The organism is Nonomuraea sp. NPDC052116 (genome assembly GCF_040680035.1).
Classification (GTDB): Bacteria; Actinomycetota; Actinomycetes; order Streptosporangiales; family Streptosporangiaceae; genus Nonomuraea; species Nonomuraea angiospora_A.
The window spans coordinates 324,364-344,281 of sequence record NZ_JBFAWA010000008.1 but is presented as its reverse complement, the minus strand read 5'-3'; the positions used below and the strand labels follow the sequence as shown (position 1 = coordinate 344,281).

Below are 19,918 nucleotides of genomic sequence, written 5' to 3'. Positions count from 1 at the left end.
CCAATAATCCCATCGCGGCAGGCGGTCGTCAGGAGAGGCGATCGGCCCGCCGCTCGTCCGCGTCGGCCTCGGCGGCGCGGCCGAGCGCGCGCAGGGCGACGGCCCGGTTGGTGTACAGGTCGGGCTCGGGCTGCAGCTCGATGGCCCGGCTCAGATCCTCGACCGCCCCCTCCAGGTCCCCGGCGGCATACCGCAGCACCCCCCGGTTCCCCCAGGCGGCGGCGAGCCCGGGCGCGCGCTCCACCGCGCGGTCCAGCGCCTCCCCCGCCGCCGCCAGCCGCCCCGCCGCCGTCTCCAGCTGCCCCAGCACCGTGAGCAGGTGGGGGTTGCCGGGCTCCAGGACCAGCCCGGCCACGACGTCGGCCAGGGCCTCCTCGTCGCAGCCCGCCGCGGCCAGCAGCCCGGCCCGGTTGATGTACGCGTCCAGGTAGGACGGGTCCAGCTCGATCACCCGTCCCAGGTCGGCCAGCGCCTCCTCGGTGTCACCCCGCACGGTGTGCAGCTCCGCCCGGTTGTAGTACGCCTCGGGCAGCGGCGGCCCGGCCCGCATGGCCCGTTCGAAGTCGGCCAGCGCCTCCTCGTGCCGCCCGAGCTTGAACAGCAGGTTCCCGCGCTCCAGGTAGTAGTCGGGAAAGGCCGGGTCCAGCGCGATCGCGGCCGCGTAGTCCTCCATCGCCTCCTTGACGTGACCGAGCGCGGCCAGCAACTGGGCCCGGTTGGCCAGCAGCACCATCCGGTGCAGCGGATGCCGCTCCCGCAGCTCGCGCGCCAGCTCGACGGCCGACTCGACCAGCGACAGCGCCGCGCCCGGCCGGCCGTGCCGCAGCTCGATCAGCGCCAGGCCGTTGAGGTCGAAGCCCAGCTTGAACGCCCGGTCCAGGGGCTCCGGCAGCAGGGTGGAGATGGCGATGGCCTCGTTGATCCAGCGCCGGGCCCGGCCCAGGTCACGGCGTGCGGGGTCGGGGTGGCGGGCGTCGAGCATGGCGGTGCCGTACGCGCTGGCGGCGTGCATCGCCGGATCCTGGCTGGCCGCGCGCACCCCGTCCCAGATCGCCTGGGCGTCGTCGGTACGGCCGAGGCCGCCCAGCGCGGTCGCGGTGCGCTGCGCGAAGCGCCACCAGTGCTCGCCGCCCGGCTCGGTGCGCGCCATGCCGCGCTCCCCCAGCTCGGCGGCGGCGTGCAGGAATCCGTCGCGCATGCACCGGTCCACCAGGGCCCAGAGCTCGTCCGCGCTCCGGGTGTCGGGCGGCGGGTCGGGGCCGCCGGAGTACAGCATGATCGTGAGGAGGTCCGGCGGGATCCGCCGCATCATGATGTCCAGCAGCTCGGTGTCCGTCGGGTCGGCCTCGGCGCCGTTGCACACGGCTATCGCCCGCCCGGGGCGTACGGCGTCCCTGAAGAACTCCGCGAGCCCGTTGGCCAGCCGCAGCGTACGGCGGGGCGCGGGCACGAGGATGCGCTCGTCCTCAGGCAGCCCGGCGTCGATCGTGGCCCGCCGGAGCGATACGAGAGGGGCCAGTTCGGGCGCGGCGGCACGGATCTCGATGTCGTGCGCCGCCACCAGGTCCCCGTCCCGTTCCAGAACCTGCGGCACCAGGTGACGCAGCAGGGCGGCGGCGACAGTGTAGGGGCCGCGCGGCCGGCGATGTCCGTCGATCAACGGTGTCAGCAGCCGTACGGCCCCCCATTGAGCGGGTGCTTCGCCCTCAACTCTGAGATGGGACCTTGCCTCGGTCACCCCTTGTGAAGGACGCTGGAGGTCCCCGCCAGCCTCGCGGTTCCAGGCTTGCGGACAATGATGCGCTTCATGACATACCTCTCCCACTGGGGCTATTTTCCCATTATTAGTGCGCCCCGCCGAATATCAAGATTTATGGTGAATAAGTGGGAGGTTACGCCGCAAAAAGCGGTTGCCTTTTGATTGACACCAGTAAGCTATTGGGACCGAAACCAACGTGGGAGGGCTTTCGTCCGGGCCTGCTCGGCTTCCCCCATCAGATCGCACAGGCACCGGCCGAGCAGGGTGACCGACCGGCAGCACCCCGGCCCCGGCAGATTCCTCGCCCGGACGATGATCGTGGCGCGCTCGATCAGCCGCTCCAGGCTGGGCTCCCCGCCACCCTTGAGCGAGCGCGTGTGCCAGGGACACGTCTCAGCGTTCACACAGGCCCCTCTGTCGAGATACGGCGTCTGACTGCCGCCGAGCGGCAGCGGATCCTCACGTTTGATCCTCAGGTCGGCCAGCGTCCTGGCCGCCCGTGCGGCGACGATGAGGAGGGCGTGGTTGGCGCGGGTGCGCTCCTTTCCCAGCGCGGCGGTCCTCGCGGGAAGCGCGAGCAGCATCGCGCCGGCCATCAACCCCCCGCCGACGACCATGCCCCAGCCGATCGGCTCGTGGAACCAGATCACCGAGATCGCGGCCACCCAGAGCGGCTGCGACGACATGAGGATCGCGCTCGGCACGGCCGTGACGTGCGCCTGGCCGTACGAGCGGGCCAGGAACCCCAGCGCGCACGACACCACGGCCAGGTGCCCCAGGATCAGCCAGTCGGACCCTCCCGACGGCAGCACGACCCCGTCGCGGACGGCGACGACCCCGGTGAGCAGCCCGATGGTGAACAGCTGGATCACCGTCAGCGCGTACGCGTGGAAGGTCTCACCCCGCTTGGACAACTGCGCCAGCAGCAGCGTGTGGCCGGAGTAGAGGGCGGCGGCGAACAGCGTGACCCCGAGCGCCGGCACCGAGACCTCGTGGTCCTCCATCCCCCTCAGCAGCGTGAACACGGTCATCCCGGCCAGCGCGAGCACCACCCCCGCCCAGATCCGGCGCGGCACTCTCACCTTGAACAGGACGAGCGCCAGGATGGGCGTGATCACCACGCTGCAGCCGACGGCGAACCCCGACAGCGAGGACGGCAGGCCGTGCAGCGCGACGGCCTGACCGGCCTGACCGACCCCGAACATGACCCCGAGAACGACCCCGTAGATCCAGGTCCTGCGCGGCAGCCCCCGAAGGCAGCGCGGCCTGATGACGAGGAGGGTGAGCGCGGCGATCAGGTAGCGCTCGGCGAGCAGATCCTCCACCGGTAGCCGGTGGATGAGATCTTTCATCAGCGGGAACGCCGACCCCCAAGCGGCGCTGACGAACAACAGAAGCACGGCTCCCAGGAGGGGTCGGGGAGCGGGCACGACTGCCATGGCAAAAGCATCTCACTACTATTCGCAGCCACTGATGTACAGGGAGCAGCCGGTGAGGTTCCTCTACACCTCGGTGTTAAGAGCCTCACCCGCGGGTTTGTACATCCATACCGCGGACGCCAGAACCGGCGTCGTCGCGTACTGCGGGTGACGGAAGGAATGTCGGCGGTGAAGTCACGCCGGGAGCCCGGGGAAGATCACCGGGAAGGGGAGAAGGCGGCCCCAGGAGGGGTTGGGTGGGGCCGTACGCCGGGAGCCTCAGAGCTCGATGACCGCCGGAGGAGCCAGGCGTTTTTCGAGGTAGACGACAGTGTGGTCGCCGACCCGCTGTCTGGAGAGTTCGCGCCATCCCTCTCGCTCGTAGAGCGCCAGGGCGGCCTCCTGGTTGAGCGTGGTGTCGCCTCTGACGCGTTCGAAGCCGAGCTCCACCGCGCGCCGTTCGAGTGCGAGCAGCATGGCCGCACCGTAGCCGCGCCGCTGGAACTCCGGGTGCACTCTCAGCCGGCACATCTCGGCCGTGGCCGTGTCGACGGGTTTCAGCCCGCCCATCGCGACGACCCGCTTGTCCACCTCGCCGACCAGGAAGTCACCGCCGCAGCCCAGGTAGATCTCCTGGATGCGCGGGAAGTCGTCGTCGTAGTAGACGCCGTCGCCCGGCACCAGTCCCACCTCGGCGAGGGAGATCCGGTGGAGTGCGAGGATGGTGTCGAGATCTGACCACCTATAGCGCCGGATCTCCACGTTCATGCACCGCCGCCTTTCGTCGGGACCCTCGGCCGGCGCAGTTCGGCCCTGTACTCCTCGAGTTTCGAGTTGTTCGCGTCACGGGCCATGATCGCCTGTTCGAGCGCCAGGGCGGGACGCATGATGAAATCGGTCATGTACTCGTCGCCGAGCATCCGCAGCGCCCTGGTGCCGATGTCCAGCGCGGAGTCGAACTCCCCGTCGATCATGCGGCACTGGGCCTGGTCGAGCCTGATCAGCGTCTGGTCGAGGATGTGGTCCTCGTACTTCTCCAGCGCCTGGTCGAGCACCACTTCGGCCTCCAGGGTCTGGCCGAGCTTGGTCAGCACGTCACCCTGGTAGAAGTAGAGCTGCTTCTCGGTGTAGCCGAAGGCCATGTCCGCCTGGTGCTCGGGCCGCATGTGGGAGAAGGCGTTCCTGGCCCTGGCCAGCGCGCGTTTCGCCTGGTCGACGATCTCCTTCTTGTTCTCGGCGCCCGAGAGCATGGCCAGCGCCCGCGCCTCGACGACCGGTGCCATGGCCTGCGCGGGGCAGGGCATGGTGCCGGCCAGGTCGCGGCTCTTCTTCGCCAGGTTGAGCGCCTCCCGGGCGTCCCCGAAGTAGAGCGGGACGAGCGACTCGCGGGCGGTGATCCACGCGCGCAGTGCGCGGTCGCCCGTCTCGTCGGCCGCGGTGCGTCCGGTCCTGAAGAAGGAGCGGGCCAGCCGGTGGTCACCGAGGTTGATCATGATCATGCCGCTCAGCCCCGCCAGCTGGGCCGCCATCCGCAGAAGGCGGTCGTGCAGGTCGATGGGCTGACGGTGGGTCAGCGCCGCGCGTACGGCGCTCATCTCGAGCATCACGTCGCACAGCAGGCGCAGCGGGGCCGTCGTCGTGTACTGGCGGCCGAAGCTCTGCGTGGCCTCTTCCCACTGGTCGAGCATCGCCGCAGACACCGTGGCCGCGACGAGCGTCTCGTCCATCCGGCGCCTGATGCCCTCGCACGCGCCGAGCACCGGCCCGTCGAGCTCGGTGGCGGCGCTGGTCCCGGGGTTGAGCAGGTTGAGCATGGTGCGCCGGAGGATGTTCTCGTCGGCCTCGGTCTCGGGCTCCGGGGGCGACCCGGTCTCGCGCTCCGCCTGCGCTAACGGCCGCTCGGTGCTGTCTCCCAGCTGCACGCCCGGCGTGCGGTGCCCGTGGCCGCAGATGCACGGCCCGTCGAAACCGAGCTCCAGCGGCTCCACCCGATAGACCGTGCACAGGTAGTGCATGTATTCGGGTCCTGGGCGCTTGAGCCCGCTCTCGTAGGCCGACAGCAGGGTCTCTCCGATGCCGGGCATCGCCTTGTTGTCACGCTCGAACAGGGCTCTGATCTGCTCGATGACATCCGCCAGCGCGATGCCGTAGGAAAGACGGTGGGATTTGACGCGGCTGGTGCCGAATTGCGGAGTGCACTGCTCATGGATCTCGTCAGCTATCTGGGCCGAAGTGCGCCCGGCGGCCAGTCCCTTGGCTCTGATCCGCCTGGCGATCTCCGTTTCCCTGTGCTGTCTGCCGGACATCCCGGCCCCTCTCGCGCGTGTCTCGACCGGTCCATATCTGGTGACTCAGCGTAGCGTCCATGTAGCTGTGCGCCTACCCAAGAGTGTGAACCAATGTCGCCAGCTTGAAAACGCCCGGCATCAAGCCTACGGATAAGGATCGTCCTCCGAGGGACTGTTTCTTACATCCCATGAGGGAGAAGCAACTCCCCGTGACCGGGGAAGCGGCATTGCGCCCGCCCTTGACATGAGCCATGTTTGGCCCACCAGCCGATTCCCAAAAGGAGGGGACGAAAGGTGGGGGACGACAACTTCGAGCATCTGAAGCGTCTCGTATCCGAACTCGACGCTCACGGGTTGCTCGCGAGAGTGGTCCAGACCCAGGGCGGGCGCATGTTCGCACGGGTCATCAACCCGAACGCGACCAGCCTGTCGGAGAACGTCACCTGTCGGTCGACGAGCGCATCCGATGCACCGGACTGGTGGTACTGCTGGTCCTGGGGTGAACGGATGCACAAGGCCGACGACCCGGCTGGAGCGGCCACGAAGGTCGCACGCGTACTGGCCGCCGTGGGCGAGTGACAAAGCGGTGACCCGGGTGGAGCGCAGCCACCACGGCTCACCGCACCCACGGCGGCGTCAACGGAGCCGGCGGGGTGGCCGGTGCGGAGGGACTCCCGTATGCCGGAGCCCTTGGTCGCCCCGCCGGTTCCGGCCCAGGCACGGTCTCGCATGCCGTGCCTGTCCACAGCCACCCGCCCGGTCCTCCCGGGCGGGTGTTCGGGGGATCCCTCCCGGAACCGGCACAGGACACGCTTCCGGGTGCGCGTCCCGTTCCGAGCCGTCCGTCATCGGAGCGTCCGCTCTCTCCCTCCGCGGCCCAGAGAGCAGGCGTCCCCGTCTTCCCCGGCGTGATGTGACGGCGGGCGGTCCGGTCGGCGGTATTTTGGATCGAATCGGTCCAAAGCAGCCGACCGAACCGCTTCCGGAGGGGGATCTACCCAGTGTTACTGCTGGTGACAGCGTCGCAACCGCCCGCTTCTCAGTTGGACTTCGAGAAGTTGACCCAGCAAATGGCTGGGAGCTGCGAGAACGACCCGGCGGGTATTTGCTCTACCCTTGTCGGGATGTTCCAGAATGCGACCTGGGCGCCCTTGGTGGCTAGTCTGATCACAATCGTCCTGATCCTCGTGCTCGCGATCGTGCTTCGCAAAGTCGCGCACCGGGTCATCACGAGAGTGGTCAACCGCGCGGCCACGGGTGGTTCGATAACCAGCAGGTTCCGCAAGAACGCGGTGCCCGACAGCATCGACGCGCTGCTGCACGAGCGCCGCAAGCAGCGCGCCGAGACCATGGGCTCGGTGCTCAAACACGTCGCCTCGATCGTCATCCTCGGCACCGCGGTGCTGACCGTGCTCGATCGGCTGACGATCCCGATCGCACCCCTGCTCACCAGCGTCGGCATCCTCGGCGTGGCCATCGGCTTCGGCGCCCAGGAGTTGGTCAAGGACTTCATCGCAGGTATGTTCATGCTGCTCGAAGACCAGTACGGCGTGGGCGACGTGATCGACGCCGGCGCCGCGGTCGGCACGGTCGAGGCGGTGACCCTGCGCGTCACCAGACTGCGCGACCTCGACGGCCGCGTCTGGTACGTCCGCAACGGCACCATCACCCGGGTCGGCAACGAGTCGCAGGGCTGGTCGCGCGCCTTCATGGACGTCCCGGTGGCCTACGACGCGGACATCATGAGCGTCCGGGTGCTCCTGGAGCACGTGGCCGAGGAGATCTGGGCCGACGGCGAGTTCCGCGAGACCAAGATCGTGGAGCAGCCGCAGGTGTACGGCGTCGAGCAGATGTCCGACAGCTCGCTGGTGTTCCGCATCAGCGCCAAGACCCTGCCCTCGGCGCAGGCCGAGGTGTCCAGGGAGCTCAGGTACCGGGTCAAGTCCGCACTCGACTCCGCCGGCATCCCCATGGTCGCCACCGCATAGGCTGAGAACGTGAGTGAGACCTCCTTCTACGACGCCGTCGGGGGCGACGAGACCTTCCGGCGCCTCGTGCACCGTTTCTACGAGGGCGTCGCGGAAGACCCGTTGCTGCGGCCGCTCTACCCGGAGTCCGATTTCGAGGGCGCCGAAGAGCGGCTGCGAGGCTTCCTGGTCCAGTACTGGGGCGGGCCCAACACCTACAGCCAGCAGCGCGGCCACCCGAGGCTGCGCATGCGGCACATGCCGTTCGTGATCGGCGAGCCGGAGCGGGACGCCTGGCTGCGGCACATGCGTGACGCGGTCGACTCGCTCGACCTGCCGGAAGAGCTGGCGACCAAGCTCTGGGACTATCTGGTCTACGCGGCCCACAGCCTGGTGAACTCCCCGACATAGCGGGCATGACACGCCACATGGATATCCCCTGGTGGCGTGATGCCATCGTCTACGAGATCTACGTTCGCAGCTTCGCCGACGCCTCGGGAGACGGCGTCGGCGATCTGGCCGGGGTGCGCGAGCGCCTGCCGTATCTTCGGCGGCTGGGGGTCGACGCCATCTGGCTGACGCCTTTCTACCCCTCCCCCATGGCCGACGGCGGCTATGACGTGGCGGACTACCGGGGTGTCGATCCGTTGTTCGGCACGCTGGCCGACTTCGAGTCGCTGGTCGAGCAGGCGCACGAGCACGGGTTGCGGGTGCTGGTCGACATCGTGCCCAACCACAGCTCCTCCGAGCATCCCTGGTTCCAGGCGGCGCTGCGGGGCGAGCGGCGCGACCGCTACATCTTCCGCGACAGCACCAACAACTGGCAGTCCACGTTCGGCGGTCCCGCCTGGACGAAGGTGGCGGACGGGCAGTACTACCTGCACCTGTTCGCTCCCGGGCAGCCCGACTTCGACTGGCGCAATCCCGAGGTGCACGCCGAGTTCCTGGACATCCTGCGGTTCTGGCTGGACCGGGGCGTCGACGGGTTCCGCATCGACGTGGCCATGGGGCTCTACAAGGCCGAAGGGCTGCCCGACGTGGGCGACCAGTCGTTCATGTCGGTCTCGCCGGTGTGGGGACAGCCGGAGGTGCACGACGTCTACCGCGCCTGGCGGCGGCTGCTGAACGGTTATCCGGGCGAGCGAATGGCCGTGGGCGAGGTGTGGACGGACAGCTCCGAGGACCTCGCCCGCTACGTACGCCCGGACGAGCTGCACCAGAGCTTCAACTTCGCCTGGCTGCAGGCGCCGTGGTCGCCGACGGCGTTCAAGAAGGTGATCGACGACACCCTGGCCGCCGTGCCGTTCGCCACGTGGGTGCTGTCCAACCACGACGTCGTACGCCACCGCACCCGCTACGGGACCGCCGACCCCGGCACGGGGCTCGCGCGGGCCAGGGCGGCGCTGCTGACGATGCTGGCCCTGCCCGGGTCCGCCTACCTCTACCAGGGCGAGGAGCTGGGGCTGCCCGAGGTGACCGACCTGCCCGACGAGGCCAGGCAGGACCCCGTCTTCTTCCAGTCGAAGGGCGAGCTCCCCGGGCGCGACGGGTGCCGGGTCCCGATCCCGTGGACGGTGGACCCGCCCTCTCACGGGTTCTCTCCCGGCGGGGTGGAGCCGTGGCTGCCGCAGCCGACCACGTTCGCGGAGCTGAGCGTGGAGAAGCAGGAAGGGGACGCCGGCTCGACGCTGGAGTTCTACCGCCGGGCCCTGGCCTGCCGCCGTGACCTGGTCGGATCAATTCCTTATACCTTGGAGTGGCTGGACTCACCCGAAGGTGTGCTTTTCTTCACCCGCGGCCCGCTGACCTGCGCCATCAACTGCGGGCTCCGGCCGGTACACCTGCCCGAGCACGACACCGTGCTCCTGTCGAGCGGTCCGCTCAAGGGTGACCTGCTGCCGCCCGACACCGCGGTGTGGCTCCGGCGCGAGTCATAGCGGTGTGGCTCCGGCGCTAGTCATGCCTTCGCGAGCGCTCGCCGCGGAAGGGGATGACGGACAGCGAGAGCAGCGCGCACGCCAGGCCGCCCGCGAACCCCGCCCAGAACCCGGCGTGCTCGATCAGCACGCCGGCGAGCGGCGTGATGACGAGGGAGACGGTGTTCTGGACGGTGTTGTGGGTGGCCAGCACCCTGCCGGCCCAGGCGGGTCCGGCCAGCTCGCCGGCGGCGAGATAGGCGAGCCCGTTGCCGGCCACGGTCATCACCGCGGCCAGGGCGAGCATGACGGGTCCGAACTCGCCGCCGGTGATCGTGCCGACGACCAGCAGCACCAGCACGCCGAGAGTGGCAAGGGTGATGAGCAGCAGGGGCCGCATGCGCAGGCCGGTCCTGTCGGACCAGCGCCCGACCGCGATGCGCACCGCCGCGCCGCCGATCGCCGCCACCCCGAACAACTGCCCGGCCGCCACGCTGTCCCAGCCGTACAGGTGCACCAGGCAGGTCACGCCGTACGTGCTGACCACCATCTGGGGCACCACGTGCAGGGCGCTCGTGGCGTGCACCCGCCACAGCGCGGGCTGCCGGTACGGCGTCCCCGTCGGCGCGCTGCCCGGCGCGGAGATCGTACGCGGCGGCTCGGCCAGGAAGATCGCGGCCAGCACGGCGGCCAGCAGGCTGACGGCGGCGCAGACGGCGAGCACGCCGGGCAGGCCGTGCGCCCGCGCGACCGGCGGAAGGACGAAGGCGCCGATGGCCATGCCGAGGGTGAAGGAGACCTGGCGCACGCCCATCGCGACGCCGCGCTCGGGCGGCTCGAACCAGCGCAGCACGATCCGCCCGCCGCCGACCAGCGCGGCCGAGCCCGCCGCGCCCGCCAGGGCCAGCAGCGCGATCACCGCCCAGGTCCGGTCGACGAACGCGACCGCGGCGAACAGCACCGCCGCCAGGCCCACGCCGGTGCCCAGGACGACGCGTTCGCCGTGCCGGTCGGCCAGCGCGCCCCAGGCGACCAGCGCGAACAGGATGCCGATGGCCGGGGCGTTCGCGATGATCCCCGCGACCGGCAACGAAACTTCGAAATGTCGCTGTATTTCGGGCAGGATCAGGGGCAGTCCGCCCAGTCCTAAGGTGACGCTGGTGTGCGCGTTGACACCCAGCGCCAGCATCAACCACCGCTTCACGAGAAGCGTTTGAGATAGGCCAGTTCGCTCTCGGTGAGCCTGCGCGGTGCCGCCCGCTCGACGTCGTAGGCCGCGAGGACCGAGGTGGCGGTGACGTACACGTCGCTGTCGTCGAGGATCTCGTACTTAATCGTGAACCGCACCGACCTGACCTCGGTCACCCACGTCTCGACCCGCACCGGCTCGGCACGGAAGCCGAGGGGGCGGCGGTAGTCGATCTCGTGGCGGGTCACCACCAGCCCTTTGAACGGCTCCTCGCCCGCGTTGTACGGATCGATGTGGAACATGCCGAAGCGGGCGTCCTCGAGATAGTCGAGGAAGCGCACGTTGTTCACGTGATCCTGGGAGTCGATGTCGGCAAATCTCACCGTTCGGAGGTATATATGCCGCTGGGCTTGGGAGCGTTCAACCACGTCCGCCACCGTACCCGCCCGGGTCAGCTGTCCTTGCGTCAGGTCTGTTTCTCGTGGTCGGAGGTGTCGCACGAGCGAGCTGGTCAAAGGCCGCGTGATGATCGTCCCGGGGGCGGGCAGGGGATCGAGCACAGGCATGGACGCGAGCACAGGCGCGGGCACGGACACGGGCACGGACACGGACACGGACACGACACGAGCGCGGGCACGGACACGAGCGCGGGCACGGACACGGGAACGCGGAGCGGACACGGGAACGCGGAGCGCGGGCATGGGCGCAGGCGCGGGCATGGGCGCAGGCGCGGGCATGGGCGCAGGCGCGGGCATGGGCGCAAGTCCACCAGACAAGGGACCAGGCGCGGACGCCCGCACCGGGAGCTGCCTCCTGCCAGGGGGCGTGCGAACCACGCCCCCTGGGTGACGGAGATCCACGGGCCACCGCCCACCCTGACAGCTTCGATTACTCAGCGTAACTATCGCTTGGCCTGCCACCACCGGCCCACTCAGCGTCCGACCCCCTCAGCGCCCGGTTTCCCCGCCACCTGACCGCCTATTACCCGCGTCGGGGGACCGTGGGCGTTCATGGGGTGGCGGTGCTGATGTGCCGGGGGCTGTAGGCGCTCCTGGAGGGGGCTCGGCTGATGCCGGTTCGGTTGGGTGGCGGTGGCACGGGGATGGCACACGATGGAACGCCTTTTCCTCAGAGGGCACACGACGTACCGGATGGTGCAGGAGGAGAGGACGCGATGGCGAAGTTCATGGACGTGCACAGCGGGTTCGTGGGGGTCACGGAGGAGCAGTTGCGTGCGGCGCATGAGCGCGACCTGGCGATAGAGGAGTCCGAGGGCGTGCACTTCGAGCGCGCCTGGCTCGACCCCGAGTCGGGCAAGGTGTTCTGCCTGTCGTCGGGGCCGTCCAAGGAGGCGGTGCTGCGCGTACACGAGAAGGCCGGGCATCCCACGACGGAGATCTACGAGTTGCCGGTCGAGGTGGAGTAGGCGGATACGACAGTAAGAATGGGCGGCAGCCCGTCGCCCATTCTTACTAAATGATCTCGCACTGAGTCTGTAGTGCTTTAGGGGACTCGTCAGCCCTGCAAGCCCATGCTCACCCTTACCGGCATGCCGCCGCGTTCACAGCCCTCAGGGGAACACGACGTGATTCGCATCGCGGTGATCGACGACCACGAGCTCATCCGCCATGGCTCGGCGTACCTCCCTCACCGCTTCGATGACCTCGAAGTCGTGCTCCAAGGCTCGGGGATCGGCGACCTGCACGGCTCCGACCTGGCTCACGATGTGCTGATCCTCGACCTGCACTGTCCACCGGCGATCGAGGTCAGGGAGCTGTCGGCGATCACCACGGTCCTGGCCGTCTCGGCCTCGGGCAGGCCCGCCGACGTGCTGGTCGTCATCCGCTCGGGCGCCAACGGGTACGTCACCAAGGACGCCCCCGCAGAGCTCATCGTGAACGCCGTGCGCACCGTTGCGTCCGGTGCCTTCTACCTGTCGGCCGGGCTGGCCGACATCCTGCAGAACGAGCTCGATTCCCCGACCTCCGAGGCGAGCCCACCACGTCTGTCGGCGCGAGAGATGGAGACGCTCGCGCACATCGCCCATGCCTGTCGATCGAGGAGGCATGCCGGGCGTCCATGCCCTCCCCCACCCGCCCGGTCGCGTACAGCGGCAGCCACTTGGCCGCCTCGATCTTCACCAGGGAACGCCAACCGCCAGGTCCCGGTTACCCCTCTTCGAGGACCTGGAGGGGGTCGAGGCGCCGGATCAGGGTCATCGCCGCCTCGATGACCTCCTGCGCCTCCTCCGCGGCGACCATCCGCTGAATGGCCAGATCGTCTGCCCATGGACTTGCGGATCTTGAGGTGAGTGGGAAGCCCGTCAGCCGCCTCCCCGACCATCGCTGTTGTGCGGTGTCAAGAACCTGATTCTAGAATCGTCCAGGTCTATACTCTGCTGCGTGGCGCGCAAGTCCTCGTGGGAGTGGAGTCGTACGGCTCAGACCCGTAAAACCATGCTGCAAGCGGCTCGCGAGGTCTTCGGCGAGCACGGCTTCGCCGAGGCCGGCGTCTCCGAGGTGGTCGCCCGCGCCGGCTCCAGTGTCGGCAGCCTCTACCACCACTTCGGGGGCAAGACCGAGCTGTTCCTGGCCCTGTATGAAGATCACCAGGCAGCGCACGAGGAGGCGTCGGCCGCCAGTGTGGCCAAGGCCAAGAAGGCGGGCGTGGATGATCCCGTCGAGCTGCTGATCGCCGGGGCTCGCGCGTACCTCGCGGGGGCCTGGGACCGGCGCGATCTGGTGCGGCTCTTCATCGATGGAGACGGGCCGCCGGGGTTCGAGCTGATCCGCCGTACGCGGGGGCGGGAGTGGGTACGCCAGAACGCGGTGCTGCTGAGGGCCGGGGATGATCCACTCGATCGGTTCACCGTGGCCGTGCTGACCAGCATCATCGGTGAGGCCGCCCGGGAGGTCGCCACCTCGGACACAGAGGAGGAGGCGCAGGAGGTCATCGAGGCGGCGATGACCCTGATCCGGCGCCTCGACCCCCTCCAGGTCCTCGAAGAGGGGTAACCGGGACCTGGCGGTTGGCGCTCCGATCCGCGCCTTGCCCCGACACGAGCCGGGAGCGAACGTGCCGAAGCGGGCAAGCCCTCCCGCTGCCTGCGCAGCCCCACCGGATTTTCCTCGCCGGTCCCGAACGGCTTCCCGTGAGCTCCAAGGCATCAAGGGCTGGGTACGCCGTTGCCGTTCCACCCGCGGCCGGCCAGCACCTCCTCCAAGGTCGGCCGGACGACGCCCGGCTCGCGCGGACCCGGCTGGGCCAGTTGGATCAGGACGCCGTGGGCCTCCTTGGGGTGCAGGAAGACCTCGCGCCAGCGGGGATCCGCCTGGTTGAGGCCATGCAGGCGGTAGCCGCGGTCGGTCAGCAGGGCCACCGCGGCCGTCAGGTCGTCGACGTGGAAGTTCAGGTGGTGGACGCCGCCCCGCCCCCTGGTGAGCTCGAAGAAGCTGTCGAAGAACGTCGATCCGGCCAAAGGCTCCATGAGCTCGATCTTGCTGCCGTTCGCATAGGTGAGCTGTAACGTGCGGAAACCGACGGCCCGGTTGTCGCCACCGCCGCCCAGGTGCCGGCCGCCGAGCAGGTCGCGGTAGATCGGCAACAGGTCCCTGATCCGGGGAGCGGCCACGGCCGTGTGGTCGAAGGAGACTTCGAGGCCGTCGAGTTCAAGGTCCAACACACGACTCCTTACACCAGGCGATCCTAGAATCGGATTCTAGTCAGGGATGAGCATCTCACCCTTGACGACGGGCATGCTGAGGAGCAACATCACAGAAATGAATTCTAGAGCAAGCTTCTAGAACGCTTGACGGGGGTCCAGCCCACAGAAAGGCAAGCCATGAGGCTGTCCTACGTCCGCGAGCTCGACGAATACCCGACCGGCGCCCGCCGCATGAAGATCCTCACGATGGCCGTGCTGGCCATCCTCATCGGCTCCTACGAAGGACAGATCGCACCCGTCGTACCCCTCCTCCTCAAAGATCTACACATGTCGCTGGCCACGTACGGCGCAGTCTCGGGCGCCGCGGCGGTGGCCGGGGCGATCGCCTCCATCCTGGGCGGCAGACTCACCGACCGGCTCGGCCGGGTGCGGCTGCTCATCCCGCTCATGGGCCTGACGGCCGTGTGCTGTTTCGCCATGACGCTCGTGCACAACCCGCGCGACCTGCTGATCGCCCGGATCGTGCTGGCCTTCGTGGACGGCGTGGCCATGGCCAGCACCGCGCCGCTGATCAGGGACTTCTCACCGCGCCTGGGGCGGGCTCAGGCATTCGGCTTCTGGACGTGGGGACCCGTCGGCGCGAACTTCCTGGCCGCGGCCATCGCCGGCTGGACTCTGCCGATCTTCAACGATTCGTGGCGCTCGCAGTTCGTCATCATGGGGTGCTTCTCGCTCGTCATTTCGGCGGTCATCGCATTCAACATCGCAGACCTGTCGCCCGAGCTGCGGGCCCGGATCCAGCACACCGAGCAGGCGGCGGCTCAGGTGGTGGATCTCGGACGGCCGGCGCGCGTGCGCTCGCTCTTCGTCAGGCGGAACATCTGGGCGCACGTCATCGGCATCTCGCTGTGGCTGGTGCTCTACATCACGCTGTCGCTCTTCGGGCAGACGATGCTGGTCGATGCGCTCGGTATCAGCAGTGCTCAGGCTTCGACGATCATGGCGGCGTTCTGGAGTCTCAATCTGCTCACGCTGATCGTAACAGGCCGCCTGTCCGACCGGACCCAGCTGCGTAAGCCGTTCTCCCTCGGCGGAACCATCGCGGCCGTCCTCGTCACCGCCTACCTCGCCGTCTCCCTGGGTCAGGAAGACGTCTCGACCGGCACGCTCATGGTGGTCGGCGCGCTGCTCGGCGGCTCGCTCGGAGTGGCGTACGCGCCCTGGATGGCCAACTACTCGGAGGACGCCGAGGACGCCGACCCGCGGCTGCAGGGCACGGCGTGGGGGCTGTTCGGGTTCCTGACCAAGGGTATCGCGGTGGTCGGGCTGCTGGTCATCCCGCGAGTCGTCGCGGCGACGGACTGGCAGACGTGGCTGTTCGTGGCGCTGGGGTGTCTTGTTCTGTTCATCCCTGCGATCGTCATGTTCAACGGGCCGTGGCGCCGCCCCGCCCGCACGCCTGTCACAGTCGCCCTCGGGGAGGCCGAAGGATGACCGAACTGCCCGACGTCGCCGGCTCCGACCTGCGCGGGATCCGTCACCTCGACATCGACGACGTGCTCGCGTACGTGCACCGCGACCTCAAGCGGCTGCCCGACTACACCGAGCTGTACAAGCGTTACCTGCGCCAGCGGTGGGACGTCTACGAGCTGGACTTCTCGCAGGACATCGACGACTGGCGCGAGCGCATGTCGCAGGAGGAACGGGACGCGTTCGTCGGGATCTCCGCCGGGTTCCACCATGGGGAGCGGCAGGTGGAGGTCGAGCTGCCGGTGTTCATGCTGGGTGGGTCCGAGGAGTCCAAGATCTACATGTCCAGCCAGATCGAGGACGAGGCCCGGCACACGGTGTTCTTCGACCGTTTCTACCGCGAAGTGGTCGGCATGCCGGGCGACTCGGTGCAGGATGTGCTGGACGCGTCGTTCGAGCACGTCTCGGAGACGTTCGTGGGGCCGTTCGGGCTGCTCGCCTACCAGGCCGACGAACTGCGGAAGGACCCCGAAGACCCCGCCGCCCGGGTGCGCTACGGCACGACGTACTTCCTGTGGATCGAGGGCGTGCTCGCTCTTTCCGTCATGAAGATCACGCTCACGTACTGCCGGGAGCGGGGGTTCCTGCCCGGCTACTACACCGGCTTCACGGCCACGTGCCGGGACGAGGCCAGGCACGTGCAGTTCGGGATGCGGTTCCTGCGCGACTCGGTGCAGGAGGATCCGCGGCTGCTGCTCCAGATCCACGAGACGCTCCGTACGATCCTCGCCATGAACAGCGCCACCAGCCGCAGGCTCGCCCTCGAGTCTCTGGGCTGGTCGCCGGAGGAGGTCAGGCGCCTCATGATCCGCCAGCTCCACATGAAGCTGGTGGACGTGGGCATCGCGCTCCCTCCGGACATCCAGGACATGGTCGCCCGCATCGAACCAGAGCTCGCCGGAGGCTGACGCATGCGCTTCTTCACCCCGGAATGGGCCGAAGCCGCCCGCGCCGCCGTGGACACGGGGCCACCTCAGGAGGGCAAACTGCCGTCGTACTGGAGCTGGATCGACCGCGCCCGCGCCGGCTACACGGCCACGTGGGCGCTGGGCGTACGCGAGACAGGGGCTTACCTGGTCCTGACCTGGAAAGACGGCAAGTGCGCCGAAGCGGCGATCACCTCCGACCCGGCGGCCGCCGACTATGTGCTGGCGGCCGAGGAGGCGACGTGGCGGGAGCTGCGCGAGGGAGCCGATCCCGGACGGGTGGTGATGTATCGGGGGTTGCGCCTGGAACGCGGGGATGTGCTGGCGTTCTTCCGGTTCATCTACTTCTTCGTGGAATCTCTCGCCGCTCTGTCCCAGGTCCCCGTCGAGCCTTGAACGAACACGGCGGCCGATCGGCGCGGCCTCTTGCCCGGCGCGTCCATCACGTCCCCGGGCCCCGTCCGCCACCGGGCTGACCCTCTGCCACCGAGCTGATCGCCAGCCCCGGCACCCGCCAGCCACCGAGTTGACCACCGGCCCCGGCGCCCGTCCACCACCGAGCTGATCGCCGACCCCGGGCTGATCGCCAGCCCTGGCACCCGTCCGTCGCCCAACGATCCCAGCACCCGCCACCCAACGAGCTGATCGCCGGCCCCGGCATCCATACGCCGGCCGACGATCCCGGCACTCGTCCACCATCCGGCCGGTCGACGGTTTTGGCGACCGGCCATGTGCGTCAGGCAATGTCACTCGCGCCCCGCCGTACACGAAGGGGGTTCCCTCCGGGACGGCGGAGCGCGTGCGGATCAGCTCAGTCGCGGTGGAGCTTCCGATACGTGACGCGGTGCGGGCGGGCGGCGTCGGCGCCCAGCCGCTCGATCTTGTTCTTCTCGTAGTCGGCGAAGTTGCCCTCGAACCAGAACCAGTTCGAGCCTTCCTCCCACGCGAGGATGTGGGTGGCGATGCGGTCGAGGAACCACCGGTCGTGCGAGGTGATCACCGCACAGCCCGGGAAGTCGAGCAGCGCGTTCTCCAGCGACGACAGCGTCTCGGTGTCGAGGTCGTTGGTGGGCTCGTCGAGCAGCAGGACGTTGCCACCCTGCTTGAGGGTGAGCGCGAGGTTGAGCCGGTTGCGCTCGCCGCCCGACAGCACCCCCGCCTTCTTCTGCTGGTCAGGCCCCTTGAACCCGAACGCCGCGATGTACGCCCTGGACGGCATCTCCACGTTGCCGACCTTGATGTGGTCGAGCCCGTCGGAGACGACCTCCCAGACGTTCTTGTTCGGGTCGATGCCGCCGCGGCTCTGGTCGGCGTACGAGATCTTGACCGTGTCACCGACCGTGATCGAGCCGGTGTCAGGCGTCTCGCTGCCGGTGATCATGCGGAACAGCGTGGTCTTGCCGACGCCGTTGGGGCCGATGATGCCGACGATGCCGTTACGCGGCAGGTCGAACGTCAGCCCCTCCATCAGCAGCCGATCGCCGAAGCCCTTCGTCAGCACGTCGGACGTGATCACCGTGGTGCCCAGACGCGGGCCCGGCGGGATCTGGATCTCGTCGAAGTCCAGCTTGCGGAACTTGTCCGCCTCAGCCGCCATCTCCTCATACCGCTGGAGTCGGGCCTTGCTCTTGGTCTGGCGGGCCTTCGGGTTGGACCGAACCCACTCGAGCTCGTCCTCCAGACGCTTCTTCCGCTTGACGTCCTTCTGCCCCTCGACCTTGAGGCGCTGCGCCTTGGCCTCCAGGTAGGTGGAGTAGTTGCCCTCGTACGCGTACGCGCGGCCGCGGTCGAGCTCCAGGATCCAGTTTGCGACGTTGTCGAGGAAGTAGCGGTCGTGGGTGACGGCCAGCACTGTGCCGGCGTACTTCTCCAGGTGCTGCTCCAGCCACTGCACGCTCTCGGCGTCGAGGTGGTTGGTGGGCTCGTCGAGCAGCAGCAGGTCGGGGGCCTCAAGGAGCAGCTTGCACAGCGCGACCCGGCGACGCTCACCACCGGACAGCTTCGTCACCTCGGCGTCGGGCGGCGGGCAGCGCAGCGCGTCCATGGCCTGCTCGAGCTGACTGTCGAGGTCCCACGCGTTGCGGTGCTCGAGCTGGTCCTGGAGCTTGCCCATCTCCTCCAGCAGCTCGTCGCTGTAGTCGGTGGCCATCTGCTCGGCGATCTCGTTGTAGCGCTGGAGCATCGCCATCGTCTCGGCGACGCCCTCCTGCACATTGCCGAGGACGGTCTTCTCCTCGTTGAGCGGCGGCTCCTGCTGGAGCATGCCCACCGTGAAGCCCGGCATCAGCTTGGCATCACCGTTGGACGGCTGCTCCAGGCCGGCCATCATCCGGAGCAGCGTCGACTTCCCGGTGCCGTTCGGGCCGAGAACGCCGATCTTGGCTCCGGGCAGGAACGACAGCGTGACGTCGTCAAGGACAACCTTGTCGCCGTGCGCCTTGCGCACGCGCTGCAGGGTATAGATGTACTCCGGCATGCCCTCTAGCTTAGGGGCTCTCCACCCAGGCTTCCGCCGCTCCTCCCGGTAAGACCCGAAAGACCAGGCAGCACCCCCACGCCCACCGCACGGCCCGACCCTGGCGTACACGGGCGCATTCCGAAGCCGATGCCGGCCACCCACGCGGCCGGCCCGCACCCCTGGCGTACACGGGTGCCTTCGAGGGGTCGTCGCAACACAGTGGTCACTGACTGGCGACGGCCAGGGCAGCGAGTGCAACCGGGGTTTCCGCGTTTCGCCATACTGACGGAACGCGGAAACCCACAGCCGAGAAAGCTGTGGCGTTGGCTCGCCTCCAGAGCTGCCGCCAGCGATGCCGGCACCGACGGGTGGTAGGGCCGGTCGAGGTAGACGATCGTGAGGTCTGCTCCGGTTTCGGCGAACGCGCAGCGGCCGCTGACCAGGAACGGCTTGGCCTCGATCCAGGAGTCCGCCGCGCCAAAGGCATCAGGGGCAGGGCCGAACGCCGGGGTCCAGGCGGCGTGCAGGTGGCCGTCGCGGCCGGGTCGCCGTCGTGGCGCATCTGACAGGAGATCCGGATGCCAGCCCGCTCCACATCAGCGCAGTGTGGATGAAGCACCTCGTGTGCGCGGCAGAACTGCGCGATCGGGCCGATATCGAAGTTCCAGTGCTGAGCATGGCGCGCTGCGGCACACAGCATGCGCTTTCGCCGCTGCCGCCAATGTCGAGCGGCGAATGGGGCCGCTGAACCGACATCGCAGCCAGAGCCGGCAGCCCACCCAGTGAGGCGGACGGGACCGCCG

20 protein-coding genes are annotated in these 19,918 nt (G+C 68.7%); 10 read left to right on the top strand and 10 right to left on the bottom strand.

Annotated elements, in window-relative coordinates; genetic code table 11:
* Positions 1–28: 28 nt before the first annotated feature.
* The 4 genes from AB0L65_RS18215 to AB0L65_RS18200 all read right to left on the bottom strand — a co-directional run bounded on the left by AB0L65_RS18215 (position 29) and on the right by AB0L65_RS18200 (position 5,483).
* A complete protein-coding gene (locus tag AB0L65_RS18215) occupies positions 29–1,660 on the bottom strand; it encodes a tetratricopeptide repeat protein (RefSeq protein WP_364246518.1) in 1,632 nt (543 codons plus the stop codon).
* 275 nt (positions 1,661–1,935) lie between these two features.
* A complete protein-coding gene (locus AB0L65_RS18210; RefSeq protein WP_364246515.1) occupies positions 1,936–3,159 on the bottom strand; it encodes a DMT family transporter in 1,224 nt (407 codons plus the stop codon).
* A 297-nt stretch (positions 3,160–3,456) separates the two neighbouring features.
* Positions 3,457–3,945 (bottom strand): GNAT family N-acetyltransferase, encoded by a 489-nt coding sequence (locus AB0L65_RS18205; RefSeq protein ID WP_363980757.1) that lies wholly within the window; start codon positions 3,943–3,945, stop codon positions 3,457–3,459.
* Positions 3,942–5,483: an XRE family transcriptional regulator gene (locus tag AB0L65_RS18200; protein ID WP_364246512.1), complete on the bottom strand. Its 1,542-nt coding sequence runs from the start codon at positions 5,481–5,483 to the stop codon at positions 3,942–3,944. Before AB0L65_RS18200 ends, AB0L65_RS18205 begins: the two co-directional genes overlap by 4 nt.
* Before the next feature lie 276 nt (positions 5,484–5,759).
* Here AB0L65_RS18200 and AB0L65_RS18195 point away from each other — a divergent pair, with 276 nt between their 5' ends.
* The 4 genes from AB0L65_RS18195 to AB0L65_RS18180 all read left to right on the top strand — a co-directional run bounded on the left by AB0L65_RS18195 (position 5,760) and on the right by AB0L65_RS18180 (position 9,369).
* A complete protein-coding gene (locus tag AB0L65_RS18195; protein WP_185067321.1) occupies positions 5,760–6,044 on the top strand; it encodes a hypothetical protein in 285 nt (94 codons plus the stop codon).
* A 575-nt stretch (positions 6,045–6,619) separates the two neighbouring features.
* Positions 6,620–7,453, top strand: coding sequence for a mechanosensitive ion channel family protein (locus AB0L65_RS18190; RefSeq protein ID WP_364246509.1), 834 nt, complete (start codon positions 6,620–6,622; stop codon positions 7,451–7,453).
* Between the two features lie 9 nt (positions 7,454–7,462).
* A complete protein-coding gene (locus AB0L65_RS18185; protein WP_364246506.1) occupies positions 7,463–7,843 on the top strand; it encodes a globin in 381 nt (126 codons plus the stop codon).
* Positions 7,844–7,860: 17 nt separating this feature from the next.
* Positions 7,861–9,369, top strand: coding sequence for a glycoside hydrolase family 13 protein (locus tag AB0L65_RS18180; RefSeq protein ID WP_364246503.1), 1,509 nt, complete (start codon positions 7,861–7,863; stop codon positions 9,367–9,369).
* Between the two features lie 16 nt (positions 9,370–9,385).
* On the opposite strand, the gene AB0L65_RS18175 is transcribed toward AB0L65_RS18180, so the two are convergent.
* The gene (locus AB0L65_RS18175) at positions 9,386–10,552 is read right to left on the bottom strand and encodes an MFS transporter (RefSeq protein WP_364246500.1); all 1,167 of its coding nucleotides are present in this window, start codon (positions 10,550–10,552) and stop codon (positions 9,386–9,388) included.
* Complete coding sequence (locus AB0L65_RS18170) at positions 10,549–10,920, bottom strand: thioesterase family protein (protein WP_364246497.1); 372 nt, start codon at positions 10,918–10,920, stop codon at positions 10,549–10,551. Before AB0L65_RS18170 ends, AB0L65_RS18175 begins: the two co-directional genes overlap by 4 nt.
* 791 nt (positions 10,921–11,711) lie before the next feature.
* On the opposite strand from AB0L65_RS18170, the gene AB0L65_RS18165 reads away from it, so the two are divergent.
* Positions 11,712–11,963: an SCO4226 family nickel-binding protein gene (locus AB0L65_RS18165; RefSeq protein WP_350731592.1), complete on the top strand. Its 252-nt coding sequence runs from the start codon at positions 11,712–11,714 to the stop codon at positions 11,961–11,963.
* 144 nt (positions 11,964–12,107) lie between these two features.
* Here AB0L65_RS18165 and AB0L65_RS18160 read toward each other — a convergent pair whose 3' ends face one another.
* Both AB0L65_RS18160 and AB0L65_RS18155 read right to left on the bottom strand, forming a co-directional pair.
* On the bottom strand, positions 12,108–12,260 hold the full coding sequence (locus AB0L65_RS18160; protein ID WP_364246494.1) for a hypothetical protein: 153 nt from the start codon (positions 12,258–12,260) through the stop codon (positions 12,108–12,110).
* A complete protein-coding gene (locus tag AB0L65_RS18155) occupies positions 12,257–12,406 on the bottom strand; it encodes a hypothetical protein (RefSeq protein ID WP_364246491.1) in 150 nt (49 codons plus the stop codon). The genes AB0L65_RS18160 and AB0L65_RS18155 overlap by 4 nt, the downstream gene beginning before the upstream one ends.
* A gap of 533 nt (positions 12,407–12,939) precedes the next feature.
* On the opposite strand from AB0L65_RS18155, the gene AB0L65_RS18150 reads away from it, so the two are divergent.
* Positions 12,940–13,551, top strand: a complete 612-nt coding sequence (locus AB0L65_RS18150; RefSeq protein ID WP_364246489.1) for a TetR/AcrR family transcriptional regulator — start codon at positions 12,940–12,942, stop codon at positions 13,549–13,551.
* A gap of 152 nt (positions 13,552–13,703) precedes the next feature.
* Here the strand turns inward: AB0L65_RS18150 and AB0L65_RS18145 are convergent, their stop codons facing one another.
* Positions 13,704–14,219 carry a VOC family protein gene (locus AB0L65_RS18145; protein ID WP_364246486.1) on the bottom strand — a complete coding sequence of 172 codons (516 nt, stop codon included), beginning with the start codon at positions 14,217–14,219 and terminating at the stop codon, positions 13,704–13,706.
* 159 nt (positions 14,220–14,378) lie between these two features.
* Here AB0L65_RS18145 and AB0L65_RS18140 point away from each other — a divergent pair, with 159 nt between their 5' ends.
* From AB0L65_RS18140 to AB0L65_RS18130, 3 genes are read left to right on the top strand one after another with little or no spacing between them, the layout of a single operon-like run.
* Positions 14,379–15,695, top strand: a complete 1,317-nt coding sequence (locus AB0L65_RS18140) for an MFS transporter (RefSeq protein WP_363980780.1) — start codon at positions 14,379–14,381, stop codon at positions 15,693–15,695.
* Positions 15,692–16,639 carry a ribonucleotide-diphosphate reductase subunit beta gene (locus AB0L65_RS18135; protein ID WP_364246483.1) on the top strand — a complete coding sequence of 316 codons (948 nt, stop codon included), beginning with the start codon at positions 15,692–15,694 and terminating at the stop codon, positions 16,637–16,639. Before AB0L65_RS18140 ends, AB0L65_RS18135 begins: the two co-directional genes overlap by 4 nt.
* 3 nt (positions 16,640–16,642) lie before the next feature.
* Positions 16,643–17,053, top strand: coding sequence for a hypothetical protein (locus AB0L65_RS18130; RefSeq protein ID WP_364246480.1), 411 nt, complete (start codon positions 16,643–16,645; stop codon positions 17,051–17,053).
* A gap of 415 nt (positions 17,054–17,468) precedes the next feature.
* On the opposite strand, the gene ettA is transcribed toward AB0L65_RS18130, so the two are convergent.
* Positions 17,469–19,133: an energy-dependent translational throttle protein EttA gene (ettA, locus tag AB0L65_RS18125; RefSeq protein WP_364246477.1), complete on the bottom strand. Its 1,665-nt coding sequence runs from the start codon at positions 19,131–19,133 to the stop codon at positions 17,469–17,471.
* Positions 19,134–19,668: 535 nt separating this feature from the next.
* Between ettA and AB0L65_RS18120 the strand changes: the two genes are divergently transcribed.
* Complete coding sequence (locus AB0L65_RS18120) at positions 19,669–19,863, top strand: hypothetical protein (protein WP_364246475.1); 195 nt, start codon at positions 19,669–19,671, stop codon at positions 19,861–19,863.
* Positions 19,864–19,918 lie beyond the last annotated feature (55 nt).

What these genes read in the sequence shown, in the direction of transcription:
- AB0L65_RS18140 (WP_363980780.1), top strand. Translation starts at nt 14,379, where the DNA reads ATGAGGCTGTCCTACGTCCGCGAGCTCGACGAATACCCGACCGGCGCC.
- AB0L65_RS18165 (WP_350731592.1), top strand. Translation starts at nt 11,712, where the DNA reads ATGGCGAAGTTCATGGACGTGCACAGCGGGTTCGTGGGGGTCACGGAG.
- AB0L65_RS18180 (WP_364246503.1), top strand. Translation starts at nt 7,861, where the DNA reads ATGGATATCCCCTGGTGGCGTGATGCCATCGTCTACGAGATCTACGTT.
- AB0L65_RS18200 (WP_364246512.1), bottom strand. Translation starts at nt 5,483, where the DNA reads ATGTCCGGCAGACAGCACAGGGAAACGGAGATCGCCAGGCGGATCAGA.
- AB0L65_RS18135 (WP_364246483.1), top strand. Translation starts at nt 15,692, where the DNA reads ATGACCGAACTGCCCGACGTCGCCGGCTCCGACCTGCGCGGGATCCGT.
- ettA (WP_364246477.1), bottom strand. Translation starts at nt 19,133, where the DNA reads ATGCCGGAGTACATCTATACCCTGCAGCGCGTGCGCAAGGCGCACGGC.
- AB0L65_RS18130 (WP_364246480.1), top strand. Translation starts at nt 16,643, where the DNA reads ATGCGCTTCTTCACCCCGGAATGGGCCGAAGCCGCCCGCGCCGCCGTG.
- AB0L65_RS18205 (WP_363980757.1), bottom strand. Translation starts at nt 3,945, where the DNA reads ATGAACGTGGAGATCCGGCGCTATAGGTGGTCAGATCTCGACACCATC.